General features: G+C 70.3%; 13 protein-coding genes. 5 read left to right on the forward strand and 8 right to left on the reverse strand.

The features are described 5' to 3' along the window. Positions 1–5: 5 nt before the first annotated feature. The 3 genes from ACZ561_RS10920 to ACZ561_RS10930 form a co-directional block, all read right to left on the reverse strand. Complete coding sequence (locus tag ACZ561_RS10920; protein ID WP_470992283.1) at positions 6–1,088, reverse strand: NADH-quinone oxidoreductase subunit B family protein; 1,083 nt, start codon at positions 1,086–1,088, stop codon at positions 6–8. Between the two features lie 58 nt (positions 1,089–1,146). Beyond that, positions 1,147–2,847: an enoyl-CoA hydratase-related protein gene (locus tag ACZ561_RS10925; RefSeq protein ID WP_470992286.1), complete on the reverse strand. Its 1,701-nt coding sequence runs from the start codon at positions 2,845–2,847 to the stop codon at positions 1,147–1,149. 219 nt (positions 2,848–3,066) lie between these two features. Then, positions 3,067–4,266, reverse strand: a complete 1,200-nt coding sequence (locus tag ACZ561_RS10930; protein ID WP_470992986.1) for a serine hydrolase domain-containing protein — start codon at positions 4,264–4,266, stop codon at positions 3,067–3,069. Positions 4,267–4,811: 545 nt separating this feature from the next. Between ACZ561_RS10930 and ACZ561_RS10935 the strand changes: the two genes are divergently transcribed. Continuing rightward, complete coding sequence (locus ACZ561_RS10935; protein ID WP_470992289.1) at positions 4,812–5,870, forward strand: terpene synthase family protein; 1,059 nt, start codon at positions 4,812–4,814, stop codon at positions 5,868–5,870. A 105-nt stretch (positions 5,871–5,975) separates the two neighbouring features. Here ACZ561_RS10935 and ACZ561_RS10940 read toward each other — a convergent pair whose 3' ends face one another. The 5 genes from ACZ561_RS10940 to ACZ561_RS10960 are packed head-to-tail and all read right to left on the reverse strand — an operon-like array spanning position 5,976 to position 10,401. Further along, entirely contained in the window at positions 5,976–7,397 is a 1,422-nt protein-coding gene (locus tag ACZ561_RS10940; RefSeq protein ID WP_470992292.1) for a cytochrome P450, read from the reverse strand. After that, a complete protein-coding gene (locus ACZ561_RS10945) occupies positions 7,394–8,017 on the reverse strand; it encodes a GTP-binding protein (RefSeq protein ID WP_470992295.1) in 624 nt (207 codons plus the stop codon). The genes ACZ561_RS10940 and ACZ561_RS10945 overlap by 4 nt, the downstream gene beginning before the upstream one ends. Further along, positions 7,998–8,354, reverse strand: coding sequence for a DUF742 domain-containing protein (locus ACZ561_RS10950; RefSeq protein ID WP_329112769.1), 357 nt, complete (start codon positions 8,352–8,354; stop codon positions 7,998–8,000). The genes ACZ561_RS10945 and ACZ561_RS10950 overlap by 20 nt, the downstream gene beginning before the upstream one ends. After that, positions 8,351–8,740, reverse strand: coding sequence for a roadblock/LC7 domain-containing protein (locus ACZ561_RS10955; RefSeq protein WP_470992298.1), 390 nt, complete (start codon positions 8,738–8,740; stop codon positions 8,351–8,353). Before ACZ561_RS10955 ends, ACZ561_RS10950 begins: the two co-directional genes overlap by 4 nt. A 20-nt stretch (positions 8,741–8,760) precedes the next feature. Next, a complete protein-coding gene (locus tag ACZ561_RS10960; RefSeq protein ID WP_470992300.1) occupies positions 8,761–10,401 on the reverse strand; it encodes an ATP-binding protein in 1,641 nt (546 codons plus the stop codon). A gap of 787 nt (positions 10,402–11,188) precedes the next feature. Here ACZ561_RS10960 and ACZ561_RS10965 point away from each other — a divergent pair. The 4 genes from ACZ561_RS10965 to ggt all read left to right on the forward strand — a co-directional run bounded on the left by ACZ561_RS10965 (position 11,189) and on the right by ggt (position 15,655). After that, positions 11,189–12,166 (forward strand): cyanobactin maturation protease PatG family protein, encoded by a 978-nt coding sequence (locus ACZ561_RS10965; protein WP_470992302.1) that lies wholly within the window; start codon positions 11,189–11,191, stop codon positions 12,164–12,166. A 258-nt stretch (positions 12,167–12,424) separates the two neighbouring features. After that, a complete protein-coding gene (locus ACZ561_RS10970; RefSeq protein WP_376432436.1) occupies positions 12,425–12,637 on the forward strand; it encodes a hypothetical protein in 213 nt (70 codons plus the stop codon). A gap of 94 nt (positions 12,638–12,731) precedes the next feature. Further along, positions 12,732–13,589: a S8 family peptidase gene (locus ACZ561_RS10975; protein ID WP_470992304.1), complete on the forward strand. Its 858-nt coding sequence runs from the start codon at positions 12,732–12,734 to the stop codon at positions 13,587–13,589. A gap of 206 nt (positions 13,590–13,795) precedes the next feature. Continuing rightward, on the forward strand, positions 13,796–15,655 hold the full coding sequence (ggt, locus tag ACZ561_RS10980; RefSeq protein ID WP_470992306.1) for a gamma-glutamyltransferase: 1,860 nt from the start codon (positions 13,796–13,798) through the stop codon (positions 15,653–15,655). Positions 15,656–16,041 lie beyond the last annotated feature (386 nt).

Raw genomic sequence — 16,041 nt, forward strand, 5'->3', positions numbered from 1 at the left:
GACGGTCACCAGGGAGGCCGGTAGCCGGTGGTGATGCGCTCGCCGGTGTGCCGCCACTTCGGCTCCTTGTCCACGGTCCTCGCCGTGATGGTCCGCAGGCGGCGGATGACGGAGCCGTACACGCCGCTGGCGGTGCTGGAGACCTTGCCGCCGGGAGGCTCGTCCATGAACGGCATGAACTTGTCCGGGAAGCCGGGCATCGTGCAGGCGATACAGATGCCGCCGACGTTCGGGCAGCCGCCGATGCCGTTCATCCAGCCGCGCTTGGGGACGTTGCACTTGACGACCGGTCCCCAGCAGCCCAGCTTGACCAGGCACTTGGGCGAGTCGTACGTCGAGGCGAACTGGCCCTGCTCGTAGTAGCCGGCCCGGTCGCAGCCCTCGTGCACGGTCGCGCCGAACAGCCAGGTCGGACGGAGCTTGTCGTCCAGCGGGATCATGGGAGCGGAGCCGGCGGCCTGGTAGAGCAGGTACGTCAGGGTCTCCGCGAAGTTGTCCGGCTGGATGGGGCAGCCGGGCACGCACACGATCGGGATGCCGGCATGGGACTTCCAGTCCCAGCCGAGATAGTCCGGCACACCCATCGCGCCGGTCGGGTTCCCCGCCATGGCGTGGATGCCGCCGTACGTGGCGCAGGTGCCGATCGCGACGACCGCGAGCGCCTTCGGCGCCAGCCGGTCGATCCACTCGCTGGTGGTGATGGGCTGGCCGGTCTCCGGGTTGTCCCCGAAGCCGCACCAGTAGCCCTCCTGCTTGATGGCCTCGTTCGGGATCGAGCCCTCGACGACGAGCACGAACGGGTCGATCTCGCCGCGCTCCCCCTTGAAGAACCACTCGATGAACGTGTCGGCGCCGCCCACGGGGCCGCACTCGAAGTCGATCAGTGGCCAGTGGACCGCGATCCGGGGCAGTCCCGGCAGCCCGGCGAGGGCGATCTCCTCGATGCTGGGCTGCATGGCAGCGGTCAGGGCCACGGAGTCGCCGTCGCAGCTCAGACCCGCGTTGATCCAGAGAATGTGGATCGGCTTCTCTTCGCTGCCGGGGGCGGCGCCCTGATCCTCGACCGGGGCCGGCGTTACTGCACTCATGAGTCGCCTCCTGAGGAGGGATGGGGCGAAGGGCCGTCTTTTCGGGCCCACGTCTTGCTTAACAGTCGGCGGATCCCGCCGCGTCCGCACCTGGGCCGTACGGGGACGGCGCGCGCGGGGACTCCTTTCGGGTGAAGGCCCGGCGCAGTGCGTGGTAGGGCGCGGTGGGATCGTCGAAGATCCTCCGCATCCGGGCGAGCTCCTGCTCGCGGTGGGCTGCAAGGGGGGTGACGGACTCCCGGCGCTCGTGCTCCGTCTTCTTCTCCGCGACGCGCAGCGGTAGACCGGGACGGGATGCCAGGTGGGCGGCCAACCGGGTGATTTCGCCGGCGAACTCGCCGGGCCCGCAGTCGACGACCCGGTCGACGAGACCCATGTCGAGCGCCGCCGCCGCGGACACGGGCCGGGCCTCCTCGGTGAGTCGCGCGGCCAGGGCCGCTCCCACCTTGCGGGGCAGGGTGTAGGTCCAGTACTCCGAGCCGTACAGGCCCATGCGCCGGTAGTGCGGATTGAGCACCGAACCCGAACGGCACCAGACCTCGTCGGCGGCGAGGGCGAGCATCACCCCGCCGGCGGCGGCGTTGCCGCCGATCGCGCTGACGACCAGCCGGTCGGTGGTGGTGAGGACGGCCTCGACCAGGTCGTTCATCGCGTTGATGTTGGCCCAGGACTCGGCGGCCGGGTCGTCCGCGGCCTCGATGACGTTCAGGTGGATACCGTTGGAGAAGAAGTCGCGCCGCCCGCCGAGCACGAGCACGGAGGTGGGACGCGTGAGGGCCGCCTCGTAGGCGTCCAGCAGGCGGCGGCACTGGTCGGTACTCACCGCTCCGCCGGGGAACGCGAAGGACAGAACCCCGACCGGTCCCTCCTCCCGGTACCGGATGTCGGACCAGCTCCGCCCGTCCCGTACCGGCTGTGCGGGCGCCGGGAGTTCGGGGAGTTCCGGCAACCGCCCCGCGAGGGCCAGGGTCGCGGGGAGCTTGCAGGCACGCGGTCGACCGGTCCCGGTGCGGGCGCGGAGTTCGGGGATCCAGACGGCGCCGTCGACCGTGGCGCGGCAGACCGCGCCCGCCCGGGTCGCGAGCAGCTCGCCGGGCCGGCCACGCAGGCCGTCCTCGGCGTGACCGCCGTGCAGGAACCACTCCGCGCCGAGCAGGTGGTCACGGACCCCGGGCTGGGAGTCGGCGGCCCGCAGGATGCGCAGAACGGTGTCGGTGGTGTCGTCGCCCCAGGAGATCGCGCGCTGCTCCTGGCGGAGAGCGGGACGGGCGCGGATCGCGCCGGTCTGCGGCTGTGGCGTGTCCCCGGCGGCGACCCGCTCGACGGCGAGGAGCACGGCGGCCACGGCGGCGTCGGAGAGCTCGTTGCGGTACAGATCGCTCTTGCCGACCTCCGGTACGTGGAAGGCGACGGACGCCCAGACATCGCCGGCGTCCATCTCCCCGTCGGCCTGGAGGACGGTGACGCCCCACTCGTCGACACCTTCTTGGATCGCCCGGTCCAGTGAGGACGGGCCGCGGTCACCCACCGGGCCCGGGTGCACGATCAGACAACGGTGCGCGGCCCACACGTCCCTGGGCACGACGGCCTTCAGCATCGGGGCGACGACCAGGTCGGGCGCGTGGCGCGCGACGGCGTCCCGCACGGCGGCCCCGTCGGGCGTGACGTCCACGGGAACGGTGTGCCCGCGGTCCCGCAGCTCGACCAGGACGCGCTGCGTGAGGCTGTTGAAGCTGCTGGCGATGAGCAGAATGCGCATGGCGGCCCTTCCGGGTTGCTGTGGACGTCATGTCCCCGGGAGGACGGTCCACCGAACCGTCAGCGATCCTCTGGCACCGCGGGCCGCGAACGCGGGCGACGGTGCCCTCACCTCACCCGTTCGAGGCACGCGTCCCACCGATTGGCGGGCGGGCGCACCTCGGGGAGGGAGGGCGGCGACGCCGTGTGCGGAGGCCCTGGCCTCGCCGCCCTCGTCCACTCAGCGGCGTTCGGGCAGGTCCTGCTCCGCCTTCGGCAGCGCCGCGAACCCGCGCGCCGTCGCCGGCTTCTTGCCGCAGAACGCGGCCTCCAGCGTCCCGCCGAGTGCCGTATTGGCGGCGCCGTGGTTCGAGGTGTTCGCCGTCGCGGCGAGGCTGCGCCGGCCGTCCCGGGTCGCGAAGGCGTACGTGTAGAAGCCCTGCACGGTGCCGGTGTGGCCGTACACCTGGGTGCCGCAGGTCAGGTCGTAGCGGCGCAGGCCGAGCCCGTAGAAGCGGGTACCGGTCGTGTCCGTCGGAGTGACCGTGGTCATGGCCTCCGTCATGCGCGGCGACAGCAGCTTGCCGCGCATCAGCGCGGTCGTGAAGGTGTTCAGGTCAGCGGGGTTGGAGATGACGGCCCCTGCCGACTGCGCCCAGGACGCGGTCTGTTCCGTGGAGTCGACGAGGGGTGCACCGGCTTCGTCGGGATGGAGGTAGCCGCGCACGTGCAGTCCCTTGATCCGGGTGTCGGGGTGCACGTAGGAGGTGTTGCGCAGCCGGAGCGGCTTGAAGATGCGGCGCTCGTACTCCTTGGCGACCGGGTTGCCGGTGGCCTTCTCGATGAGCATGCCGACCACCACGAAGTTGGTGTTCGAATACGCGTAGGCCGCGCCGGGCTCGATGGTGCGCGGCTCGGCCAGGGAGAGGTTCACCAGCTCCCGGTGGGCGAACACCCGGTTCCGTACGGCCTCGAAGCCGGGAACCGTCTGCGCGAACATCTTCTCGGTGTAGTCCGGCAACCCGCTGCGGTGCGTCAACAGGTGCCGTACCGTGATCCGTTCGTCGGGAAGCAGGCCCGGCAGGTAGCGGTTCACCGGAGCGTCGAGCTCCACCTTGCCCTCGTCCACCAACTGGAGCAGGACGACGCTGGAGAAGGTCTTGCTGACGCTCCCGATCCGGAAGCGTGCCCTGGTGTCCATGGGCGCGCCCGAGAAGCGGTCACGGACTCCCACGGCTCCTGTCCGGGTGCCGTCGGGGCCGGTGAACCGGGCCATCGCGCCCGGTGCCCCGTTGGCCATGGCCGCGTTCAGCGCCCCGACCACACCCTCCATGTCGGGCGCGGGAACCGTGCGGTCGGCGCTCTTCGCGGGGGCGGCGGCATGGAGGGGCGCGGCGGACGCGCTGGGGGCGGGGGCGAAACCGGCCACGAGCGCGGCCATGAGGGTGGCGCTCGCGACGAGACGTCGGTGGGGCGTGAGTGGCAGGTTCACTTCTTCGGCTTCTCTTCCTGGTCGTGGAGCCGGTGCGACGAAGGGGCCGGGTGGTGAGGTACGCGTCCCGAAGGCTCGATCCGTGCGCAGCTTCCGGCCCCCAGGCATCAAGAGTCTCAACGCGTCGACGCAGTTACCGACACGCGGAGTTGGGCCTGTCGTGGGCCTGTGCGATGTCTGTCGAAGCGCACCGACTGGCGGTTAGTGGCCGATCATGGCCAGCTTTGGGATCGAATTTGAGCCAATCCCGACCAGAAGGATCGTTTCATTCTGTACAAACTGGTCTGATCGAAGGCCGAGGGCGGCAGCACTGGGTTGCGGATCGGCCGGGATGGGAAGGTTTGTGGCGCAAAATGGCGGGAATCGCTCCACGTCCGTCCCCGGGACAGTAATGGAGTGTCAGCCTCCGGCACCGAGCCGGCCGGCCGACACGACCTTCGAAGGTGCAGCGCGCTCACGTCCTCGCTTGTTGCCGACAGGGAGGTAGGGATCCCATGACAGTGCAGGACATCGAACTCCCGATACTGCGGATGCCGTTCCCGGTGCGGGTGAACCCGTACCTGCCGGCCCTGCGCCAGGAGGCCGAGACGTGGGCGCGCGAGATGGGCATGCTGGCGGGCGACGAAGCACCGGGCGCACGCCGGGCGATCTGGACCCGGTCCACATTCCACGCCATGGCCGTCGACCAACTGACGGCCTGGGCCCTTCCCGATGCCTCGCTCGTCGCCCTTCGGCTCAACCACCGGTTCAACCTCTGGGCTCTGGCGTGGGACGACTACTTCGCCTCCGCGTTCAAGCAGACGGGCAACCTCGCGGGCGCCCAGGTCTTCACCGCCCGTCTGCACGCCTTCCTGCCGCAGGAGCCGGACGCCCTGCTGCCGGAGCCCGTCAATGCCGTCGAAAGGGGAATGGCCGATCTCCAGCAACGCCTGTTCCCCCCGAGGCTCGCGCACTGGCGGCAGGGGCTCAACCGGGCCCTGGCGCGGTACATCGACGCCGGAGTTCAGGAACTGGCCAACAGCCTCGCCGGCCGCGTCCCGGACCTCATCGAGTACGCCCAGTTCCGCCGCGAGAGCTTCGCGGCGTACACCGCCCCGTACTCCGTCGAACTCTCCACCGGCGCACGGATCCCCGAGCGGATCCGGCACAGCCGGACCGTCAGCGCCTTGCTCGACGCCTTCATGGACTACATGGGTCTGGCGAACGACATCGCCTCGTACCAGCGGGAAGTCCATGACGAGTACGACGTCAACAACCTCGTCGTCGTCCTCGAGACGTCCCTGGACCTCACCGTCCAGGAAGCGATGCACGCCGCCGCCGATCTGGTGACCGCCCGACTGCGTCACTTCGAGCACCTCACACGGAGCGAACTGCCCTCGCTCGTCCGGCAAGCCGGGCTCGACCACGGCGAACGGATCGAGCTGGAGGCGTGGCTCGGTGGGGCGCGCGGCTTCCTGTCCGGCCTCCACGCCTGGTACTCGGGGGCACCTCGCTACGCACCCGCCGGCAGTACGGTCCCCGAACAACGGACCTCCGCCGTCACCGTGCCCTGACGTACACGCACGAGGCCGCCGGCGCCTCGCGGGCGAGGGGCTGCCGAACCACACGGTTCGGCAGCCCCTCGGCTGTGGGCTCGACCCCGATACGACCGACGAGGCCTATCGCAGCCGCAGCAACCGCCTCAGCCGCTGCCGCCACGAGACGCGGGGTTCGAGTACCGGCATGCGGGGTGCCATCGGCATGCCGACGGTCGGCGCGGGCGGGGCCGGCAGCGGTGCCGGCAGATCGCGGGCTTCCCGGGCGCGGGAGGCGAACTTCACGGGCAGCGCCGTCAGATGCCGGGCCCAGGTGGAGGAGCGCCAGCTGAGCTCCGACTCGGCGATGGCCAGGCTGATGTCCGGAAGCCGGGTGAGCAGGATGTCGATGCCGGTGTCGGCGATGACACGACCGATGTCCTGGCCGGGGCACTCATGAGCGCCGGCGCTGAAGGACAGATGCGCGCGGTTGTGGTGCACGCGGGTCGAGGGGTCCTGGCGGACGGCCTGATCGACGTTGCCGGCGGCCAGGCCGAGCAGGAGCATGTCTCCCGCCTTGATCTCCTGGCCTCCGAGCGAGGTGTCACCGGTGGCCCAGCGACCCGGACACACCATCAACGGCGGCTCGTCCCAGAGGACTTGCTCCACCGCTTCGGGCAGGGTCATCTGGCCGCCCGCCAACGACCCTCGGAACCGCGGGTCGGTGACCGTCATCCGCAGCACGTTGGCCATGAGATTGGCGGTCGTCTCATAACCCGCGAGCAGGATGAGGCGCAGGTGGTGCTGCACCTCCTCGTCGGTGAGGCCGGCCGGGTGGGCCATCAGCACGGATGCGATGTCCTGCCCGGGCAGCTCGCGCTTGGCGGCGACGAGCTGCTTGAGCGTCTCCAGCACATAGGCGTTGCTGGCGAGCGACGTCTCGGTGGCCTTGAAGAGGTCACGGGCGGCATGGACGAGCTTGGGACCGTCCTCGTCCGGCATTCCGAGCAGATGGGTGAGGACGAGCATGGGGAGGGGCTCGGTGAACTGACCCACCAGCTCCGTCCTGCCGCTTTCGCAGAACTCGTCGATCAGCTGGTGTGCGAAGCGGGTGATGTGGCGGCGGATGCCGCGTTGGTCGAACTGGTTGAGGCTGGCCGTGACGGCGCCACGCAGACGCTGGTGCTCTTCGCCGTCCGCGCACACGCAGTCGGGACGCCAGCCGATCATCGGCACGAGCGGTGAGGTCTCGGGGTCGATCTCGCCGCTCTTCCAGCCGTGCCAGGTACGGGGGTCACGGGAGAACTGGGTGGAGCGGGTGGCCACATCACGGTTCTCGAGGTATCCGAGAACGAGCCAGGCGCGTACGTCTCCTTCGAGGAGGACGGGCGCCACCGGACCGTGGGTGGCACGCAACTTCTCGTACAGGCCCATGGGGTCGGTCTCGGCGGCGGCGCCATGGAGTCGGGTCACTCCTTCGGCGCCCGTGGCGGTGTGGGCCGGGCAGCCCGGGGGCGGGACGAGCCCCGATTCTGTCGTGGTGCGGTCGGCGGGCGGGACAGTCATGCGGACTCCTGAGCGGCGGCGAGGGTGCACAGGTAGCCCATCAGCGAGAGCAGGGCGTCGCGGCAGGACGACCGGTCGCGCGCGTCACAGGTGACGATGGGCACGGATTCGTTGAGGTCCAGAGCAGTCCGAAGAGCTGCTATCGGATGCTGTGGGGCCTCGGGGAAGGTGTTGACGGCCACGACGAAGGGGACGCGGCGGTCTTCCAGACGGGTGATGATCTCGAAGCAGACTTCGATCCTCCGGGTGTCGACGAGGACCACGGCGCCGAGCGCGCCTTCGAAGATGCCGTTCCACAGGAACCAGAAGCGCTCCTGCCCCGGCGTCCCGAAGAGATAGAGGATCAGCTCCTCGTTGATGCTGATACGGCCGAAGTCCATGGCGACGGTGGTGGTGCTCTTGCCCTCCGCGCCGGGGTTGTGGTCGATCCCGACGCCGGCCTGCGTCATGGTTTCCTCGGTGGTCAGAGGCGAGATCTCGCTCACCGTCCCGACCATGGTCGTCTTGCCGACGCCGAAGCCGCCGACGATCACGACCTTGACTCCCCTGGCGCCGTGCGGCAGCAGCACGTCGGTGCTGCGCGGGCCGGCGGCGGGTGCGTCAGAGATTACGTAGTCCATGGATCACCGCCTCCAGAAGGCCGAGTTCGGGGACCGCAGCGACGGGAACAGGAGCAATGGCCTCGACTCGCCCGTCCTCGACGAGCTTGGAGAGCAGCGCCGTGAGGACGCTGAACGGAAGACTGAGATACGCGGATATCTCTGCCACCGACAGCGGGTACTGGCACATGCTGAGGATCGCGGCCTGCTCGGGCTGCATCGCGGGTTCGGGTGCCGACCTCGATGTGATGAGGGTGACCAGGTTGAAGGCCTTCGCCGAGGAACCCGGGCCACCGGAGATGACGTACAGCGGTACGGGACTGCCTTCATCCCATGTGTCCTGGTGCTCTGACGTCACATCGCCTGCCCGACGTCATCCCGAGGCGGACTGGTCATGTGCTGGCCGATCCGGACCACGAGCGTGCGCATACGGGAGCCGAGCAACCCCGCGTCCACCTCCTCGTCGGCCAGCACCGCGAGATAGGCCCCGGGTCCGGCCGCCATCAGGGAGAAGTAGCCGCCGTCGACCTCGATGCCGACCATGCGCGTCGAGCCGTCTCCGTGCGGGAACTTCTGCGCGATGGCCTTCGCCAGGCTCTGCATGCCCGAGCAGGCGGCGGCGATGGCGTCAGCGGTGTCGGTCTCCGTGTTCGCTTGACCGATGCACAAACCGTCCGACGACAGCGCGACCACGTGTCGCACATACGGAACGCTGGCCGCGAGCTCCTTGAGCATCCAGTCCATGTTTGGCAGTGGCGTCACGGTTACTCATCCTCATCTGATGGCTCGCTGGTGTGGCTGGACTGGTCGGTACCCGGTCTCTTCTCCCCGCTGAACGCCTCCCACATCAGGCCCGGCTGCCGGGCGGCGCCGGTCGCTCCGGGGGACGCGGCCGGAGCAGTGGAGGGCTGGGGCGCCGTGCGGACGACCGGTGTGGGGACGGGCGATTCCCGTCGCCGCTGCGGCAGCCCGTTGACGGTCTGTCTGACCTCGACGGAATCTGCTGCGGCATCGCGCGTCATCGCCGGCCTCGGCACGATCGGTGCGCCCATGTGCTTCGGCGCGAACGGTTGGATCTTCTGGGCAGGTTGCTGAACCGTGGTGATCATGCTTCGCGGAACGAGCACCACGGCCCGTACTCCGCCATAGGCGGAGGTGCGCAGATCGACATCCAGGCCGTTCTCGCGGGCCAGTCGGCTGACGACGGGCAGGCCGAGCTGCGTCGCCTCGCCCAGGTCGGCCAGATCGAGGCCGGACGCCGCCCGCGCCATGATGCGGTCGATGCGCTGCCGTACCTCTTCGGTGAGCCCGACCCCACGGTCCTCGATCTCGATGGCGATACCGGACGGCACCTCGCTCGCGCTCACCTCGACCGGGGTGTGCGGCGGCGAGAAGGTCGTGGCGTTGTCGAGCAACTCGGCGAGCACATGGATCAGCGGCTCGGCGCCCTGGCCGATCACGGCCACTTCCGTCACCGACTGCAGTTTCACGCGGGGATAGTCCACGATGCGTGACATGGCCCCTCGTACGACGTCGTAGAGAGGGATCGCCTTCGACCACTGGCGCCCCGGACGGGCGTCACCCAGTACCGCGACACTGGCCGCGAGGCGCCCGATCAGGGCGTTGCGATGGTCGATGGCCTGCAGACCGTGGGAGACCACGAGATCCGTGCCGTGGAGGATCTGCATGTCGCGGAGGTCCTTGGCGAGCTGATGCACGATCGCCTGGACCCTTCGCGCGATCGCCACCAGAGCCCGCTGGGAGGAGTCCCGGGTGTGTTCCTCGGCCTCCACCGCCTCCAGGAGCGTCCGCAGAGCCTGCCGGAGCGCATCGGCGAACTCGCCGTCGAGATGTTCCCCGAGCGAGACGGACTGCAGGATCTCCGAAGCGGGGTCACCCTTCTGCATCCGGGCGACGGCCGCGGGGAGGAGCTCTTCCGCGAGCCATACCGTGGTGGCGCGCTGATCGGCCAGGCGCCCGAGCAGCGCGGCCTCGCGTTGCGCGTAGTACTGCTGCACCTCGGCACTCGCCCGCGCGTGTCGGGCCTCCTCCGCCGAGCGCGCCCGGCGCGCCGTCTCAGCCGAGATGATGGCCGTCAGGACGACGGCGACGAGGCCGCACCAGGCAACCGGCGTGCGTATCTGCGCGGAGACGAAGATCAGCGCTATGCCGCAGGCCCCGGCCAGAACACCGGGGGGGACTAGCCATGCCGGAGCCGCTGCGCGCCGCAGGCCTCCAGGCGTTGAACCTGTACGAACCATCGAGGGGTCCCTAAACAGTCTGGAATGAGTGGACTGGGGGTGATGCGACACGCCGACAGGAGCGGTCGGGACGTCGCCATGCCACGCGCGGGTGTTCTGATGGGTGCCCCCGACAGGTCGGTTCGAGATCGCATCGGTGGTCACGCCTCCCTGCGGCCAGGTTCCGCCCACGCGCGACACAGCGTTCGGTGACTCGCTGTGAGCGCAGCGCAACACGCAGGGGAGAATAGTCAGTTCGGGTACGCCATGTGACCTTGCTGGAACGAGAACCTCCGCACTGACCGACCTCGACCCAAATTGATCGACCATTGCCATGACGCGCACGACAAACGCATGGAATCGACCACATCCAGCAGCAATGCCGCGACGGTCAACAGCCGCTCCATTGACGCCCGTTCAGGCGACGAAGGCTCCCTCTCATTGACGCGCTGCGGGTCGGTCGGCACCGGCGCGCCGCAGGGCGGCGTCGTCCAGGCTGATCGGAGTGCGGCCGGAGCACCCCTGGAGGAAAATGGTGAGGGGCGGGAGCGCGCCGTGTGGCGTTCGCCGAGTGGTTCAACCCCGGGATGTGAGCAGGATGGTTGACAGTGCAACGAGCGGTCGGAGTGCGGCTCGGAAGCGAGCGGCACGCGACTCCCGTGGCACCCGCCGCCGCGACAGGACCCGCCATCAGGTACGCATTCCCGGCTTCGCGCGTGAGGGTACGGAGATCGGGCTGGGCGACGCCGTCGCCCGGGTGACCACGGCGGTGGGGATCCGGCCCTGCGGCGGCTGTGGCCGCAGGGCCGAGGCGCTGAACCGGTGGATGACGATCGGCGGCGGGCAGGACCTCTGAAGCACTGTGCAGAGCGCCCGCACGACAGGGCGCCAGGGGCGGGACCGACCCGCCCCCGGTCTGACGGCCCGACAGAGTGTGCGTGAGGAGTGACTGATGGACCCCGAGATCACTGAGACCGTCACGGCCACGAGCCCCGCGCCGGAAGCCGAGGTACGTCCCGCTCCCCCCGCTCCCGCCGCCCCCGCGCTCGCCCCCGAGAACCTCCACGCCACTCACGCCGCCGAGCCGACCGTGACCCAGGCCGGGTGCGGTTGCACAGCCGCCTCCCCCGACGCCGGAAGCGGCAAGGGCGACAACGCCCACGGCTACGTCTACGTGCTGGGCCGCGTCCACGCCGTCTTCCCCGACGTCTCCGTCCAGCACGAGTTCTTCCACATGGCGGGCGCCGACGGCAAGACCGACAGCACCGACGCCGACGCGATGTACCGCGTGCTCTCCGCACCGGAGAACCGCTACATCGCCCGGCAGATGTGCTTCGTCCTCTCCGTCCAGGGCGTCGACACCTACATCCTGGAGCCGACCGACCCGGCCGGTCTGGACGACCTCGTGGAGGCCCTGCGCCCAGTCTCCGACAGGCGCGATCTCGCCGTGGTCGTCGGTCATCTCGGCCCGATCGCTCCCCCGGGCGCCTGCCAAGGTCTCTCCGTCCCCGTCGTCGGCGTCGAGAAGATCTGGGCCTTCGACAGCAAGGAGCTGATCCGGGCGATCGAGCGCCCCGACGGCACCTCCCGCAAGGAGTTCGAGAGAGGCGCCGGAGCGCTGCTCGACCAGCTGCTGCAGCTCAGCGACAACACGGGCACCGACCCGGCCGGCCGGGCCCTCAACTACCTGACAGTGAGGTCCCAGGCGATCTACAAGGAGTCCAACGAGAAGCGCGAAGAGGGGTACGTCCTGTCCGCGGTGGAAGCCTCGCCGTCCCGGCTCAGCACCGGATCACAGACCGTCGTCACCGTCGTCTTCTCGTACACCCACCGCCAGACCAATGTCGTCGAGAAGTGTTTCGTACGCGTCGGTCTCGCCGGTCTTTTCCCCTTCCTGGTCTCCCCGTTCCAGGACTACTACGACCGGTGACCGACGGGAGAGAAGGAGACGAACGGCCATGCGTATCCCTGGATTTGCCGTCGAACCGCCGGCACGCGGCGTGCCCACCGGTGACCTGCTCCGTCCTCAGTTCTTCACCTGCGAGGAGGAGCTGCGCCCGGTCTGCCGCCACAAGTGCAAGGGCGCACCCCACTACAGTCAGTGCGTGCAGCGTTGCGTGGACAGGATGTGCTCGGAAACGTGGTGACCGCCTGACAGCCGCTACCCAAGGAGAAGGGGTGACGTCCGATGCGCATCCCCGGATTCGAGCGCGAACTCGAGAGCGCGCGCCCGGTCCCGGAAACGCGGGGCGACGTCTCGGGACCACAGGGCGACCGGTTCTTCCCGCAGCTGGAGTCGTACTGCACGATGGAATGCCGTGCCGACTGCAACAACAACCACCCGTGGGGCTCGCCCGAGTGGTTCGAGTGCTTCGACCAGTGCATGGAGACATGCCGTTGACGGGGGCGAAGGGCCTCTGATCCCTTGGGCCGCTCGCGCACCCCGGTGGCAGCCGCTCGCGCACCCCGGTGGCAGGGGAGAGAGAGGGGTGCCCATGGACCCCTTGGACCTGGTCGGTCTCAAGCCGCTCATGGCGCACACCTCCGGCCGGTCGTCGGTCGTGGTCGGCCTGATCGACGGCCGCGTCGCCCTGGACCACCCCGCGTTCGCGGGCCGCCCGGTCCGGGAACTGCGCCCGACCGCCGGTGCGGGAGCCTGCCGCGGCGCCGACGTGTGCTGCGCGCACGGCACGGCCGTCGCCGGGATCATCGCCGGGAGCGGCGGCGTCTGCCCCCGCTGCACTCTCCTCTCCCGGCCCCTCTTCGCGGATCGTCCCACCGACGGCGGTCCCGCGACCTGCCTGTCGGGCGTACGGACGGGAGAGCTGGCCGAAGCGATCACGGAGACCGTCGACGCGGGGGTCCATGTCCTGAACCTCAGCATGGCTCAGCCCGCACCCTCCGGTGCCCGCGACCACGCCCTGGAGGCGGCCCTCGACCACGCGGCCGACCGCGGCGTGATCGTCGTGGTCGCCGCCGGGAACCAGGGCAGGGTGGGCTCCTCCGTACTCACCGACCATCCGTGGGTCATCCCGGTGACCGCGTACGACCGTGCCGGGCACCCCATGCCTCAGTCCAACCGGGGCATGTCCATCGGCCGCCACGGGGTCGGTGCCCCCGGCGACCGCGTTCCGGGGCTCGGACTCGACGGCCGCCCCCTCGTCCTGAGCGGCACGAGCGCCGCCGCGCCCTTCGTCACGGGTGCGGTCGCGCTCCTCCGCTCGGCCTTCCCGGAGGCCGGCGCGGCGGCCGTACGGTACGCGGTCACCCACGGACCGGGCCGACGGCGCTCGGTGACCCCGCCGCTCCTGGACGCCTGGGCCGCGTGCACGGCGCTCCGGGACCTGTCGTGACGCAGACCGCGCCGTCCCGCGATCGGTGATTTTCGTGCGTCACCGACGCGGCGGGCCCGTGATGCCTCCGGGCCCGCGCATCCGAACTCCCTTGTTACCGAAGGGGAACCTCAGATCTTGCGCAAAGAACCTGGGGACGTGTTGCCCGTGCCGGTTTCGATTGCGAGGGTTCTGTCATTCCCTCGCCCGAGGCCATCGGAGGCTTCATGCCCATCCGCCGTTCCCTGCTCGCCGCCCCGGCTGCGGCCGTGCTCGCGCTCCCGCTGCTCGTGTCGACCGCCGCCGGTTCCTCCGTCGCCGACGAGAGAGCGCCATCGGCCGAGTCCGGGCTCCGGCCTCCGGGCAAGCAGTCCGTCGTCACCGGCAGCGGCGGCGCGGTCTCCAGCGTGAACCCGTACGCCTCACAGGCGGGTATCGAGGTACTGCGGCACGGCGGCAACGCCGTGGACGCGGCGGTCGCGACCGCTGCCGCGCTCGGGGTCGTCGAGCCCTACTCGGCGGGCATCGGGGGCGGCGGCTACTTCGTCTCCTACGACGCCGCCACGAAGAGAGTCCGCACGATCGACGGCCGCGAGACCGCCCCGGCCCGGATGCGCGCGGACTCGTTCGTCGACCCCTCGACGGGCAAGCCGATCCCGTTCGACGAGGCGGTCAACTCCGGTCTCTCCGTGGGTGTTCCGGGGACCCCGGCCACCTGGGAGAAGGCGCTCGACGACTGGGGCACCCTGTCGCTGGCGAAGGCCCTACGGCCGGCCACGCGGCTCGCGGCCGACGGCTTCGTCGTCAACGAGGAGTTCCGTGCGCAGACGCGGCTGAACGAGGAACGCTTCAGGGACTTCACCTCCACGGCGGAACTCTTCCTGCCGAACGGCGAACTCCCCGTCGTGGGCACGCGCTTCCGCAATCCGGGCCTCGCTCGTACCTACCGTGAGCTCGCCCATGACGGTACCGACGCGATGTACCGCGGTGGCATCGGACGCGATGTGGTGAAGACCGTGAAGAGCCCGCCGGTGGCCCCGGAGGCGAACCGCGTGGTCAGGCCCGGACTCATGGAGCAGGCCGACCTCGCCGGCTACCGCACCGTGGAGCGGGCGCCCACCCGGACCACGTACCGGGGTCTCGACGTCTACTCGATGGCCCCGTCCTCCTCTGGCGGAACGACCGTCGGCGAGGCACTCAACATCCTTGAGAACCACCGCCTTTCGCCCACCGACCGGGTGCAGTCGCTGCACACCTACCTCGAGGCCAGCCGGATCGCCTTCGCGGACCGGAACCGCTGGGTCGGCGACCCGCGCTTCTCGGACGTACCCACGGCCGCTCTGCTCTCGAAGGACTTCGCCAAGGCGCGGTCCTGCCTGATCCGTTCCGACGCGACGCTGACCAGCCCACTCGCTCCGGCGGATCCTCGCCACCCGGATGCGGGCTGCACGCCGGGAATCGGCTCCCCGGAGCCGTACGAAGGTCCCTCCACCACGCATCTCGTGGCCTCCGACCGGTGGGGCAACGTGGTCTCGTACACGCTGACGATCGAGCAGACCGGCGGTTCGGCGATCACCGTGCCCGGGCGGGGCTTCCTGCTCAACAACGAGCTCACGGACTTCGATTTCACCCCGCTGACGGAGGGTGTGCCCGACCCGAACCTGCCGGGTCCCGGCAAGCGCCCCCGCAGCAGCATGTCGCCCACGATCGTGCTCCAGGACGGCCAGCCGCTGATCGCCGTCGGCTCCCCCGGTGGCTCCACGATCATCACCACGGTCCTCCAGACGCTCGTGAACCGGGTCGACCTGGGGATGTCGCTGCCCGAGGCGGTCGCCGCGCCGCGCATCTCCCAGCGGAACCGGACGACGACCGACGCCGAGCCGGCGTTCCTCGACTCGGCCGAGCGCGGCGCGCTGGAGGCCATCGGCCAGCGGTTCGTCCTCGCTCCGTCGACGTTCACTCCCGCGCCGGAGATCGGAGCGGTGGCGGCGCTGGAGTTCACGGGGAAGGGACAGGTCACGGCGGTGGCCGAACCCCGACGCCGGGGCGGCGGCTCCGCGATGGTGGTGAGTCCCCGCGGGGGGTGAGTCACCGAGCCGGCGCGCCATGGCGCCACTCGGTCGAGGGGGCGCCGGGGCGCTGCCGGAACGTCGGCGCCCCGGAGCCGTCGCCGCAGGGCCGGTGACACTGCGCCGGCGCGGTGAGCCGGTGCTGCCGAGCCATTGAGCCATCGAGCGGTCCCGCTCCCCTCACGGGGCCGCTCCCCCGGCCGCCTCCTCCTCCCCGGCGGCCGGGCCCGAGACCAGGACCGCGGGGCGTTGCCGCCCCGCGGTCCTGGCGCGTCCGGGGTCCGGTTCGGCCCGTCGCGGCGCGAGGACGGAGTCACCGCCGGGCCCCTCCGAGTGCGGAACGAAGATCAGTCATCATTACGGCAGACCAGACCGGAACGGACCGGGGGGCGGTCGCTCTCGCG

The organism is Streptomyces sp. NPDC039609, from assembly GCF_055596705.1.

What these genes read in the sequence shown, in the direction of transcription:
- ACZ561_RS10920 (WP_470992283.1), bottom strand. Translation starts at nt 1,088, where the DNA reads ATGAGTGCAGTAACGCCGGCCCCGGTCGAGGATCAGGGCGCCGCCCCC.
- ACZ561_RS10925 (WP_470992286.1), bottom strand. Translation starts at nt 2,847, where the DNA reads ATGCGCATTCTGCTCATCGCCAGCAGCTTCAACAGCCTCACGCAGCGC.
- ACZ561_RS10930 (WP_470992986.1), bottom strand. Translation starts at nt 4,266, where the DNA reads ATGGCCGCGCTCGTGGCCGGTTTCGCCCCCGCCCCCAGCGCGTCCGCC.
- ACZ561_RS10935 (WP_470992289.1), top strand. Translation starts at nt 4,812, where the DNA reads ATGACAGTGCAGGACATCGAACTCCCGATACTGCGGATGCCGTTCCCG.
- ACZ561_RS10940 (WP_470992292.1), bottom strand. Translation starts at nt 7,397, where the DNA reads ATGACTGTCCCGCCCGCCGACCGCACCACGACAGAATCGGGGCTCGTC.
- ACZ561_RS10945 (WP_470992295.1), bottom strand. Translation starts at nt 8,017, where the DNA reads ATGGACTACGTAATCTCTGACGCACCCGCCGCCGGCCCGCGCAGCACC.
- ACZ561_RS10955 (WP_470992298.1), bottom strand. Translation starts at nt 8,740, where the DNA reads ATGGACTGGATGCTCAAGGAGCTCGCGGCCAGCGTTCCGTATGTGCGA.
- ACZ561_RS10965 (WP_470992302.1), top strand. Translation starts at nt 11,189, where the DNA reads ATGGACCCCGAGATCACTGAGACCGTCACGGCCACGAGCCCCGCGCCG.
- ACZ561_RS10970 (WP_376432436.1), top strand. Translation starts at nt 12,425, where the DNA reads ATGCGCATCCCCGGATTCGAGCGCGAACTCGAGAGCGCGCGCCCGGTC.
- ACZ561_RS10975 (WP_470992304.1), top strand. Translation starts at nt 12,732, where the DNA reads ATGGACCCCTTGGACCTGGTCGGTCTCAAGCCGCTCATGGCGCACACC.
- ggt (WP_470992306.1), top strand. Translation starts at nt 13,796, where the DNA reads ATGCCCATCCGCCGTTCCCTGCTCGCCGCCCCGGCTGCGGCCGTGCTC.